Source organism: Parabacteroides sp. PF5-9, from assembly GCF_029893105.1.
Taxonomy (GTDB): Bacteria; Bacteroidota; Bacteroidia; order Bacteroidales; family Tannerellaceae; genus JARXWG01.
Map to the genome: position 1 here is coordinate 52,638 of NZ_JARXWG010000020.1, position 11,666 is coordinate 64,303.

General features: G+C 39.3%; 12 protein-coding genes. 5 read left to right on the plus strand and 7 right to left on the minus strand.

The features are described 5' to 3' along the window. The first annotated feature begins 17 nt into the window (after positions 1–17). Together M2135_RS12005 and M2135_RS12010 are read left to right on the plus strand one after the other, a co-directional pair. Positions 18–845 (plus strand): PepSY-like domain-containing protein, encoded by an 828-nt coding sequence (locus tag M2135_RS12005; protein ID WP_280748749.1) that lies wholly within the window; start codon positions 18–20, stop codon positions 843–845. 187 nt (positions 846–1,032) lie between these two features. Continuing rightward, positions 1,033–1,758 (plus strand): hypothetical protein, encoded by a 726-nt coding sequence (locus tag M2135_RS12010; protein ID WP_280748750.1) that lies wholly within the window; start codon positions 1,033–1,035, stop codon positions 1,756–1,758. 32 nt (positions 1,759–1,790) lie between these two features. Here the strand turns inward: M2135_RS12010 and M2135_RS12015 are convergent, their stop codons facing one another. The 5 genes from M2135_RS12015 to M2135_RS12035 form a co-directional block, all read right to left on the minus strand. After that, positions 1,791–2,303, minus strand: coding sequence for a hypothetical protein (locus M2135_RS12015; protein WP_280748751.1), 513 nt, complete (start codon positions 2,301–2,303; stop codon positions 1,791–1,793). Positions 2,304–2,780: 477 nt separating this feature from the next. Continuing rightward, positions 2,781–3,482: a head GIN domain-containing protein gene (locus tag M2135_RS12020; protein WP_280748752.1), complete on the minus strand. Its 702-nt coding sequence runs from the start codon at positions 3,480–3,482 to the stop codon at positions 2,781–2,783. Between the two features lie 145 nt (positions 3,483–3,627). Next, positions 3,628–3,936, minus strand: coding sequence for an RNA-binding protein (locus M2135_RS12025; protein WP_280748753.1), 309 nt, complete (start codon positions 3,934–3,936; stop codon positions 3,628–3,630). Between the two features lie 39 nt (positions 3,937–3,975). Continuing rightward, a complete protein-coding gene (locus M2135_RS12030; protein WP_280748754.1) occupies positions 3,976–4,425 on the minus strand; it encodes a cold shock domain-containing protein in 450 nt (149 codons plus the stop codon). A 47-nt stretch (positions 4,426–4,472) separates the two neighbouring features. Beyond that, on the minus strand, positions 4,473–5,597 hold the full coding sequence (locus tag M2135_RS12035) for a DEAD/DEAH box helicase (RefSeq protein ID WP_280748755.1): 1,125 nt from the start codon (positions 5,595–5,597) through the stop codon (positions 4,473–4,475). Positions 5,598–5,895: 298 nt separating this feature from the next. On the opposite strand from M2135_RS12035, the gene M2135_RS12040 reads away from it, so the two are divergent. Next, positions 5,896–7,038, plus strand: a complete 1,143-nt coding sequence (locus M2135_RS12040; RefSeq protein WP_280748756.1) for an aldo/keto reductase — start codon at positions 5,896–5,898, stop codon at positions 7,036–7,038. A 34-nt stretch (positions 7,039–7,072) separates the two neighbouring features. On the opposite strand, the gene M2135_RS12045 is transcribed toward M2135_RS12040, so the two are convergent. Together M2135_RS12045 and M2135_RS12050 are read right to left on the minus strand one after the other, a co-directional pair. Further along, on the minus strand, positions 7,073–7,951 hold the full coding sequence (locus M2135_RS12045; protein WP_280748757.1) for an AraC family transcriptional regulator: 879 nt from the start codon (positions 7,949–7,951) through the stop codon (positions 7,073–7,075). A gap of 431 nt (positions 7,952–8,382) precedes the next feature. Further along, positions 8,383–9,564, minus strand: coding sequence for a C1 family peptidase (locus M2135_RS12050; RefSeq protein ID WP_280748758.1), 1,182 nt, complete (start codon positions 9,562–9,564; stop codon positions 8,383–8,385). A 117-nt stretch (positions 9,565–9,681) separates the two neighbouring features. Here M2135_RS12050 and proC point away from each other — a divergent pair, with 117 nt between their 5' ends. Next, positions 9,682–10,485, plus strand: a complete 804-nt coding sequence (gene proC / locus M2135_RS12055; protein ID WP_280748759.1) for a pyrroline-5-carboxylate reductase — start codon at positions 9,682–9,684, stop codon at positions 10,483–10,485. An 83-nt stretch (positions 10,486–10,568) separates the two neighbouring features. Beyond that, positions 10,569–11,639 carry a DUF4831 family protein gene (locus tag M2135_RS12060; RefSeq protein WP_280748760.1) on the plus strand — a complete coding sequence of 357 codons (1,071 nt, stop codon included), beginning with the start codon at positions 10,569–10,571 and terminating at the stop codon, positions 11,637–11,639. Positions 11,640–11,666: the final 27 nt, after the last annotated feature.

Consider the following 11,666-nt stretch of genomic DNA (forward strand, 5'->3'; position numbering starts at 1 on the left):
AATAAAAAATCAAAAGTATGAAAACAAAACTATTCATTCTAACAGGCTGTCTATCCGCCCTTTCAGTAATAACAAGCTGTGATGATGATCATCACTTTACACCGGAAAATACAGTAGTAAATGCCTTTAATCTGCAATATCCAAATGCAGAAAGAGTAGAGTGGGAAACAAAAGCTGGTTTTAAAGTCGCAGACTTCATCTTAAATACCCATCAAACAGAAGCATGGTTCGACTACGACGGAAGCTGGCTTTTAACGGAAACAGACCTTACCTTCAACGAACTGCCAGCCGAAGTACAAAAAAGCTTTAACGAAAGCCCCTATCAATCATGGCATATTGATGATGTAGATCAACTTGAACGCGTAAATGCAGCCCTCATCTATGTCATTGAAGTAGAACAAGGAAAAGAAGAATACGACCTCTATTATTCCGAAGAAGGAACCTTGATAAAAGAAGTCAATGACCATACAAATGCAGAACATATCCCTGTTGTTATACCAGGTACAATCATCGACGAAATCAAACGAATGTATCCCAATGCAGTTATCCGGGATATCGATAAAAAAGGTACTTTCTTTGAATTTGAAATCCAGGACGGACACATTGAACGCGAACTGCTCTTCAATAGCGAACAAAAATGGGTAAGTACAACCTGGGACATTCGTCAGGCTGATGTGCCGGCCATTGTACTCGAAACCCTTAAACAATCACAATACAACAACTATAAAATAGATGACATAGAAGCTATGCAAAAGCCCGAAGGGATGTATTACATCTTTGAATTAGAATCAGGAAACAAAGAAATATATCTGACAATAGATGCAACAGGAACCATAATCATCTAAAGACAACTCTCAGATTCAAACCATACAAAGAGGGTATCCAAAAAGAACAGCAGATTTTTGAATGAGTTATAACATATAACCTCATCCAAACATTTTCTAACTTTTTGAATACCCTCTTCTATTCGATATCTATTATCTTTGCCGCCCGTAATCCAGTCTGAACACAGATGAAACAAATCAAAAGAAAATGAAGAAGACAACAATAACTCGTTATACGATTACCAGTATACTGATTATAGCCATATCCACACCTCTTTTCGCACAAGAAAAGAAAATATTTGAAATAACCCCTGCCGTAGATCTCGTTAGCAGTTATGTCTGGAGAGGAGGCTATGAAACAGGAGCATCCATACAACCCACATTAACATTTACTTATGATCGTCTCTCTCTCGAAGCCTGGGGATCTACCGATTTCTCCACCGCCTCAGATGAACATAGAAGCAAAGAAATCAACCTGACTTTAGGATATGAAATCAAAGGATTCAATGTCGCACTGATAGACTACTGGTGGTCGGGAGAAGGAGCCCGATACGGACGATACTCTACCGATCACTATTTCGAAGCAGTTATCAGTTACCACTTTGGCGAATCTTTTCCACTCGCCTTGAGTTGGAATACATTCTTTGCCGGAGGAGACAAAAACGAAAAAGGAGATCAAAACTACTCTACCTACATCGAAGCGACGTATGATTTCAATCTCTTAGGAGTTGAACTTACACCAGCTATCGGCATCTCCCCCTGGACAGGGATGTACAACAAAACAGGAAAAACAGGATTTGCTATTCCCGCCATCTCCCTGACAGCAACCAAAGAAATCCGAATAACAGACACATTCTCCCTCCCCTTATTTACCCAGGCAGTCGTATCCCCCGAAAATGATGATGTTTTTCTCGTCGTAGGAATTAGTTTTTAAAAAAAGCAATCAAGAGTGTGAGTTCTCTATATTTATTTGATAAGGATTACTCGGCTGGACTTATCCGAAATCTGCCATTTCAATTCATCATTAACATAGACTTTTGTAACAATCTCACGGTATTTTTTATCACTTTCACGCCATTCATAGCGTAATGTATCACGATCTGTATTATTCCATTCAACAATTGTCAATGTTTCTTTTTCTAAGAAGTTATAATACCCTTTAACAGTTGTACTATATTGTTTCGTATAGGTATCTGTTTCAATATCATTATCTCCTCCGTAATACTCATGAGAAAAAAAAATCGAATTTGCAGAATGATATACATGTTTCAGTTCATTGTTAATAACATGATAGACTGCAATTCTTTTTATCGCATTAGCATTTGTGTTTTTCGGATCTAACAGGTCATTCCCTTCTTTATCGAAAATAGAGATATCGATAGAGGAATATCTGACACCTCCCAGATCAACTGGAGCAGTATCCTCTTTACAGCTAATAAATAGAATGAATAATATTAATGCCAATAGTTTACTTTTCATAACTATAACCTATTTGTCTTAAGGATTTATTCCATATACCATTTGTAAATTCTGATTATAGGCTGTTCCATCTACATAAAAACCATTTGTGCCATAACTATACCAACCATCATGATCTGTGCCCCACCCCCAATTCATATGGAATTTTAAATATGTATAGCGTGTTTCATCTATACAAGTTTGCCATCTATGAGCACCATCACAAACCCATGTATTGGGTTATGGCAAATATAGTTATATTCTTTTATTTTATATCTATTTGATAATAAATAATGTAATTTGAAATAAAATAGTATATTTTCGTCATTAATCATATCTGTAATACTCCATTCAACCAGTGTCTATAACAATAGCCAAAATCTTCACTATCATTCTGAAAACAGAAAAGCCAGAATAAAACACCCTGGCCTTTCACTTAATAATTGTATAACAACTGCTCAAAAAATGTGTATCACCTTTATAATCTTATGCCTAATATTATTGTTGCCTGACAGAACCACCACTACTCACCTTTCTGTTTACAGTTCCCGGATTCCCCTTATACTGTATATCAGCACCACTACTTGCCTTAGCTTCCAACTCCTTCGTCACATACAATGAAATATCACTACCCGAAGAAGCCGAAGCCTCAACACTTTCAACCTCCATATCCCGCATATGAATATCACTGCCACTACTCGCATGAACCGTTGCAAACAACGCTTTACCACTCAATTTGATATCACTACCCGAAGAACTACGACAAGACAACTTATTCGCTTCTAGTTCAATCCGAATATCACTACCACTACTCGACGATAATGCAATCTCATCAGCAATCAATCGCGTCTGACTCTGAACATCAGACCCCGAACTCGCCTCAATCTCCCGTAAACCCTTAGCCTCCATATAAACATTTACCTTCAGATTTCTTGGTCTTTTACCAAAACTCGACTCAAAACCAATCTTTAACCGATTATTTTTCGCCTCAGTCACAATCTGTTTCAACATCTCCTCATCATTGGTCTCTACCCTGATTTTATTCGAAGAACCCTCCGTTATAAATACCTGAATACCACAACAAACATCTATCTGGTTAAAACTCCCAACCGTGCGACTCTCATTATATTTCAAACCCTGAGCCTGAACACCACTTAATAACAATGTCAGCAAAAAGAAAAAAACACCTTTCCTTACCATATCCATTTCAATTAAAATTAGTCTTTCTTAATAAGACGAATGAAATCTCCTTTCGGTTGCACCAGAAAAGGAAAATAAGTGCATTTAAATAAAAAACCCGGATAAAGAAAACTTTATCCGGGCGATTTTCTTCCTATAAATCCAATCAATACCTTCTTGAATTATAACCCCCGCCTCTGTTATTGTTGCGGTCATTAAAGCGAGGACGTTCAGTACGTTCCCGTGCCACTGACACCGAGATCGTCTTTCCATCATACTCCGCATTATTCAGTTCATTGATCGCTGTCTGAGCCTGAGCATCATCAGCCATTTCAACAAACCCAAAACCACGAGATCTGCCTGTTTCACGATCCATAATTACTTTGGCTGAAGAAACTTCACCATACTCGTTGAATAAATCGTTTAAGTCGGCATCACTTACGCCGTAGCTTAAATTAGAAATGTAAATGTTCATTTTTTCTGTATTAAAATATAATTGTATAATGGAAGAGGATCATTCCTCGTACCGTACTCTCACTGCATTCATATCACGTTGGCCACGCTCCAACTCAAAAAAGACCTTCTTACCCTCCTCAATATCATTCGGAGCAGCACTGATATGGAAGAAATAATTAACCCCACTGGCCAAATCCTTAATAAAACCATACCCTTTCTCTTCTACAAACCGTTCAACACGTCCATGTAATACTGTCGGTTCATCCGACTCCTCCTTTTTAGGCGTAGAAATAATAATACTCTCCGGATCAATGACCTTTTTCGGTTTAAATTCAGGAGGTGTAGAAGTCAGTTGCCCATTCTCATCCACATAAGCAAACATCTCTTCCATAGGAGCACCCTTTAAAGCATTCGCTTTACGATCCTCTTTGCGTTTTAATTTCTCTTGTTTCTTTTCTTGTTTCTTTTTCTCGTTCTCTCTTTTACCAAATGAAGCTGGTCTTGCCATGTATAAATCTTTTAGTTACTATAAATAATTTGATCAAATTCGTTTACTCAGGCCGGAACGGCCATCGTATTCAGTTTTTTACCCGTAAGTTTCTGTATATCATTAAGCAAACGGTATTCCTCCTGTGAACAAAAACTTAGGGCTACCCCTTTGTTCCCCGCACGACCGGTTCGCCCGATACGATGCACATAAGTCTCCGCCACATCAGGCAAATCATAATTAATGACGACTTCCAGACTATGAATATCTATACCACGAGCAGCTATATCCGTCGCTATTAATACACGTGTTTTCCCAGACTTAAAATTAGCCAATGCATTCTGACGGGCATTTTGCGACTTATTCCCATGAATAGCCTCACTCCCTATACCCGCTTTATTCAATACACGAGCCAGTTTATCAGCCCCATGTTTCGTTTTAGAAAAAACCAATACAGCCTGATCTTTCTCTTTTCGGAGCAGATTCACCAGCAAATTCTTCTTTTCAGCTTTTTCTACATAATACAGATATTGACTGATCGTATCCACAGTAGATGAAACCGGAGTCGTTTCCACCCGCACCGGATGACGAAGAATACGCTGAGAAAGTGCAGTTATCGCTTGCGGCATAGTGGCAGAAAAGAACAATGTTTGCCGCTCAACCGGTAACTTAGGTAAGATACGTTTGATATCATGAATAAATCCCATATCCAACATACGGTCAGCCTCATCAAGTACAAAATGAGTGATACTGTCTAACGAAATAAATCCCTGACTCATCAAATCCAACAAACGCCCCGGAGTCGCAATTAAGATATCTACCCCTTGTTTTAACTCATCTGTCTGCGCTTTTTGTTTAACACCTCCAAAGATCACACAACTGCGTAATCCCATATAAGAGCCATACTGCCGAAAACATTCATGAATCTGAATCGCCAACTCACGCGTCGGCGTTAATATCAACGAACGAATCTGCCGTTTCTGTGACGGACGTTTATCTTCATTCAACAACTGAAGAATAGGAATAGCAAAAGCCGCAGTCTTTCCGGTGCCTGTCTGCGCCAATCCTAAAAGATCGCGTCCTGTTAAAACATGTGGGATAGCCTCTCTCTGTATAGCGGTTGGATTTTGGTACCCTTTTTCATCCAGAGCCTTCAATATAGGCTCTATAATCTTTAAATCTTTAAATGTCATACACTTTCGAATTGATATACATCAACCCATTTTCTAATTTATAATCGTAAAACAAGGAAGTCTAAAAGGTCGTTATCAACTCGAATTTATCCGGGATTAATGCCGGAGCACTACTAAGGAGAGAAAGATCAGAATAAAACTTGATTGTCTTCGGCAGCAAAGGTAGTTATTAAATTGAACATAAAGGTCTTTTTATGTTAAAATCAAGGAAGAAAGACTTTTCAGCAAAGCAAAATGAACCTCTCAGCGAACTCTTTCTTATTCTTTTGAATTACCTTTGCCACATAATCAGATACAAATGGAATATCGTAAAATTGGACATACCAGCATCTCAGCCAGTATTATTGGATTAGGAGCAGAACATCTGGATGGACAGCCATACAGCGTAGTAGAGGAAACCGTACACGCAGCCTTAGAGCAACAGATAAACATCATCGACCTGTTTATGCCTGGTGAAGAAGTCCGTCAAAATATAGGAAAAGCACTTGGCAACAGACGAAAAGATGTCATTATACAAGGACATATCGGTTCGGTCGATTTAAACGAAAAGTACGATATGAGTCGCGATTTAAACATCTGCAAAGCATATTTCGAAAGGTTGATGAAGAATCTCGGAACAGATTATATCGATGTAGGTATGTTATTCTTTATGGATTCAGATGAAGCGTTTGAACAAATTCAAGCCAATGGTATTATCGATTATGCACTTGAATTAAAAGAAAAAGGAATTATACGCGCCATAGGAACCAGTTCGCACAACCCGAGAGTTGCACGTAAAGTCCTGGAAACAGGCGTTGTAGACCTCATGATGTTCAGTATCAATCCCGCATTTGACATGACCCCTCCTGAAAAAGATGTATTGGATACGATGGAAGAGTTGGAAAAACAGCAATATGTGACGATCGACCCTCTGCGTAATGAACTCTATAAATATTGCGAACAACAACATATTGCCATCACTGTGATGAAGACCTTTGGAGGAGGAAGGCTGTTGTCGGCAGAACATTCGCCGTTCAAAAAAGCCATGACACCAGCCCAGTGTATCCATTATGCCCTGACGCGCCCGGCAGTTGTAAGTACAATGATCGGATGTCAGTCAGCCCAACAAGTAGAAGAAGCCGTCAGTTATCTGAATGCTACAGCTGAAGAACGCGACTATATGGATATTATCAGTGACTATCAGGGAGCACTCAGCGGAAAATGTGTCTATTGCAACCACTGCCAGCCGTGTCCTGTAAATATCGACATCGCCCTGGTGAATAAATACCTGGATATCGCCCTGTTGGATACTGATAAAATACCCCCAAGCATCCTTCAGCATTACAACTCATTATCAGTCAGTGGAAGCGATTGTATCGCCTGTGGAAATTGTGAAGACAAATGCCCGTTTTCTGTGCCTGTAATTAAAAACATGGAACGAGCCGCCGAATTACTAAGATAATCGGTAGCAATACATATATAATAAGTTCCCCGTTTTAATGCGCCCTTTCCCGGAACTCCGAAGGCGTGATACCTTCTTTCTTCTTAAAAAAAGTAGAAAACTGTCCCGCATTTTCAAAACGCAGACAGTATGCAATTTCAGAGATATTCATCGCAGAACCGGTCAATAACTCTTTCGCTTTTAACAGCCGTTGTTGATGTTGATATTGTGCTGGCGATACCCCCGTATACTCTTTAAACATCCGCCGGAACCAAGAATAACCAAGTCCCAGCTTAGCGGCTATCTCTTCAGGAGATAGCGGATTTTCTACATACTCTTTCATCAAAATACGCGCCTCATTGATTTTATCGACAACATACGTATTCGTAAACGATTGGTTTCTCTTTTTGTAATAAACCGTTCCAAGTATATGAAGAACAATACTGGAAATCATCTGCTGATAACCCGACTTCTCCTCTGCAGAGAACTTAATAATATCATTGTATAAGCCGACAATAGTCGCACTCAACCCAATATGATGTAACGGTTCCTCTTTCGTAAAAAAACTCCGCTCTACACGTCGGTCGATATGAGGGCCTCTGAATCCAACCCAATACTCGTCCCACCCTGTATTTGTATCCGGATAATAACTATGCCACTCATCCGGAAAGAGCAAAATCATTGTACCAGCTTCAACTTTCTGCATTTTACACGACTGCGATGAAAAATATCCGCTCCCTTTAGTTATATAGACCAACTGATACTCCTTCAGAATACGACCATTCTGAGGTTTGAAGTTATGGCTGTCAGGGTGTTTGGATAACGGATATTGCCCCTGTGGAGGAATAAACTGATAACCGACTGTTGAAACCACAATGCCCCAATCTTCATCACTTGTCCCTATAGTCAGATAACGTAATAAATCAGTCTTCATATTGTGTCAGATTTGAAAGGTTTACGATCTATTGTTAGCAAACATACGAAAAAAGGCGATTGTTTGATCTGTCAAATAGAAAAAAATGAACCTATTCATTCATTCTTTTTCGATATGTAAACTCCAAAATCGCCCTTCTATTTCGTGAACGAATCCAAACAAAAACCGGAACGTCCCGTCGGTTTATTTGTACCTTTTGCCGCGTTTTTTTGTTAAACGTAGATCCGTTTTTTGTTAGAGGTACGTCTAAAACAATTTAGAGGTACGTCTAAATCTGTTTAGAGGTACGTCTAAAATCATTTAGAGGTACCTCTAACAGAAAACAAACCTACGTGTCACAAAAAAGTATTCACGATAACCCAAAAAATAGAAAGGCTTGCTTTCATAAAATGAAGCAAGCCTTTCTATTTTTGTTAGACTCAAAAGTGAGATCAGAGTCCTAATTTTGTACGGATAGCAGCCGGAATAGCATTTTTATGCACAATGATATTCATCGTTTTATAAGCCACGAAAGGTTCTGACACATACCATTTTCCTTCGTATTTGCTATTGGTACCCCATGAATTTTTGACCATATAGAATTTTTTTCCGTTCTGATCTTTAGCGATACCGTAAATTTGCATACCATGATCATCGGTAGTCTGATAGTTGTCATAAGCTTTCTGGCGCATTTCCTGAGTGATTGTCAACTCTTGTATCGGCTTTTCAACCAGTTTACGCAATTCGGCATTCTTTTCAGTGGCACTCAAGCCTACCCATCTATCCTGATCAGAGCCTGATGTTTCTATTGTTTCCACATCCGGCATCACTCCGATACCATTACGGGTAAAGCCGACTTCACTCACATCTGTAGCCCATGCTATTGTATATCCGTTATTTATAGAATAATCGAACACTTCCATAAATTCGTTTATAGGAAGATTATAAGATTCTGCCCAACGCCAGTTGTCTGGAATTTCCAATGCAAATGAGGAATAGAAAGGATGATGTGTATACGAAGTTAACGACACATAATCGTCCGCATTTATACCTAATTCTTTAGCAAAACTCATTGGCGTATATTGTTTGTTATTATAACTGAATGTTTCGGGCAATTTTCCCAGATACGCATCAATGATCCCATCAAAACCTTTTTTCCAGGCTGTAGATAGTTTACCGTTTTTGTTTTTAATGATCGCTTCCACATAAGCAGCAGCAGCGCTTTCCATTTCACCATGTACGTGAATATCTTCACCGTATTCCAGTCCGGGCATAACCGATTCGGGAACTAATCCATAATGTTTAATACCATACAACACATCATAAAAACCTCCTCCTTGTGCGAAATTCAAGAAACCGTGCAAACGGACATACCGATCTGCTTTATCTCTATATGAATGATTGACGATAAACATTTCCGACAGGTTATGCTCTCCTTTTCCCATACGGATAAGTTCCGATTCAATAAAAGCCAATGAAGAAAAACACCAGCAAGTACCTGTACGACTTTGATTCTGGATTGGCGTAATTTTAAGTTCTTTTACCGGAGTAAATACATACCCTTCATTTCCCTGAGCAACAACAGCGGTTGCCGAACATGCCAGCAAGAGAGTGGCTGTGATAAGTTTTTTCATGTTATTCATTTTATAAGATTCTCTATTGCATGCAAATATACAACAACACATCTATTCAATTCAATTTTTTATCTACTTTTGTCGATATATTCTTTTATTCAATCAACATATATCCAAATGAAAATAGCAATTATCGGTGCAGGAAACATAGGAGGAGCAATTGCTCGTGGTTTAGCTAAGGGTTCCATATTCAAGGCTTCTGATATTATTTGTACAGATCGGTCGACAGAAACACTTGATAAGTTGAAACAGATTAATCCGGAATTCCGTCTGCTTCAGGACAATCAGGAGGCTGCCCGTCAGGCCGATATCATTATGATTGCTGTTAAACCCTGGGTGGTCGAATCTATTATTGATGAAATAAAACACCTGCTCGATTTCGAGAGACAGATTATCATATCCGTAGCAGCCGGCATCACATTCGATCTATTGAGTTCCTATCTGACAAAAAATATCGATTCCGAATCATTGGCTACCCCGACGATCTTCCGGGTAATACCCAATACTGCTATTGAGGTGCTCAATAGCATGACTTTCGTCTCTGCCCGGAACGCCTCACAGGAGCAAACGGAGTTGGTGATTCGGATCTTTAATGATCTCGGAAATGCGATGTTGATTGAAGAACGCCTGATGACAGCAGGTACTGCACTTGCCTCGAGCGGCATTGCTTTTGCGTTGCGTTATATCCGCGCCGCAATAGAAGGAGGTGTTGAATTAGGCTTCTATCCGAAGGAAGCACAGGAGATTGTGCTCCACACGGTTAAAGGAGCTGTAGAGTTATTATTGGAAAACAAAACAAATCCTGAAATGGAGATCGACAAAGTGACCACTCCTGGTGGAATCACGATCAAAGGGTTGAATGAAATGGAGTTATCCGGTTTTACCTCTTCCGTTATTCGAGGACTTAAAGCAAGTAAATAAATATCAGCTATACCATGACCGTTGGTTTCTTTCAAAAATTTTCATAGTTTTGTACGATTTCACCCTCAAAATGATGATTTGACATGAAAAATTATATGATCCTTATCGGCTTACTTATTGGAGTGTCGCTTACGGCGCAAACAAGAGTAGTCAAAAAAAATGCTGTAAAAGCAAATAATTTCGGTATCACCTATTCACTTCCCAAAACCTCATTAATCATTCATGCAGAAGTCATAAAAACAACATCCAAGGCTGGCCCATACTACCAGTATGCCGATCGTTATCTGGGAGTTAAAGACCCGGTTACAGCAGATAAAGTCTCTTATGAACTGGGGAAAATATCACTGGCCAATAAAGGGATACCTGATCCGGAGAATACATATATTGTCGAATTCAAATCAGGAACTGTTGCTCCTTATGCCTATCTGACTGAAGAGGGACTCCTCTGCTCGATCAATGCCGAATATACCGCCGAAGAATCAGAATTGGATATCATAAAAAAACAAAAAACAACTCCTGCAACAGCCACTAACACTTCTGTTTTTACAGAAGAACTACTGATGGCCGGATCTGTTGCCCGCCAGGCGGAAGTGGCCGCCCGTCAGATCTATCGTATTCGTGAAAGTCGCTTGAATATTTTAACCGGAGAGGCCGATAATATGCCACCGGATGGAAATGCGATGAAGTTGGTCATCGAACAACTGGAAGAACAGGAAAAATCGTTGACAAACCTGTTTACCGGTATCGTAAGTAAAGAAATCCAGATGTATGAAGTGGATGAAATAATCCCTCATGACGATATGGAAAAAGAGATATTATTCCGTTTTTCAAATGCATTAGGCATTGTCGATGCGGATGATTTGGGAGGTATTCCCGTATATATGAATCTGCAAGCGACACAAAAAGCTCCTGTGTTAGATCCAAAAGAGGCCGATAAGAAACAAAAAGCAACTAAAGGTATCATTTATAATATCCCGGGAAAAGCCAATATCGATATCCAGATGAATCAGCAAACACTCTATAAAGGAGAGGTACAAATTGCTCAATTTGGAAGTCAGGAAGGATTAGCGCCTGCAATGTTTGAAGATAAAAAAGCACCGGTTAAAGTCTATTTCTATCCTGAAACCGGAGCGATTAAACAAATTATACAATAAACAAATACTCATTTAATACTTAAAACA

Excerpts from the sequence above, each read along its gene's own strand:
- M2135_RS12025 (WP_280748753.1), bottom strand. The coding sequence starts at position 3,936 with ATGAACATTTACATTTCTAATTTAAGCTACGGCGTAAGTGATGCCGAC.
- M2135_RS12050 (WP_280748758.1), bottom strand. The coding sequence starts at position 9,564 with ATGAAAAAACTTATCACAGCCACTCTCTTGCTGGCATGTTCGGCAACC.
- M2135_RS12045 (WP_280748757.1), bottom strand. The coding sequence starts at position 7,951 with ATGAAGACTGATTTATTACGTTATCTGACTATAGGGACAAGTGATGAA.
- M2135_RS12020 (WP_280748752.1), bottom strand. The coding sequence starts at position 3,482 with ATGGTAAGGAAAGGTGTTTTTTTCTTTTTGCTGACATTGTTATTAAGT.
- M2135_RS12015 (WP_280748751.1), bottom strand. The coding sequence starts at position 2,303 with ATGAAAAGTAAACTATTGGCATTAATATTATTCATTCTATTTATTAGC.
- M2135_RS12060 (WP_280748760.1), top strand. The coding sequence starts at position 10,569 with ATGAAAAATTATATGATCCTTATCGGCTTACTTATTGGAGTGTCGCTT.
- M2135_RS12010 (WP_280748750.1), top strand. The coding sequence starts at position 1,033 with ATGAAGAAGACAACAATAACTCGTTATACGATTACCAGTATACTGATT.
- M2135_RS12005 (WP_280748749.1), top strand. The coding sequence starts at position 18 with ATGAAAACAAAACTATTCATTCTAACAGGCTGTCTATCCGCCCTTTCA.
- proC (WP_280748759.1), top strand. The coding sequence starts at position 9,682 with ATGAAAATAGCAATTATCGGTGCAGGAAACATAGGAGGAGCAATTGCT.
- M2135_RS12030 (WP_280748754.1), bottom strand. The coding sequence starts at position 4,425 with ATGGCAAGACCAGCTTCATTTGGTAAAAGAGAGAACGAGAAAAAGAAA.
- M2135_RS12040 (WP_280748756.1), top strand. The coding sequence starts at position 5,896 with ATGGAATATCGTAAAATTGGACATACCAGCATCTCAGCCAGTATTATT.
- M2135_RS12035 (WP_280748755.1), bottom strand. The coding sequence starts at position 5,597 with ATGACATTTAAAGATTTAAAGATTATAGAGCCTATATTGAAGGCTCTG.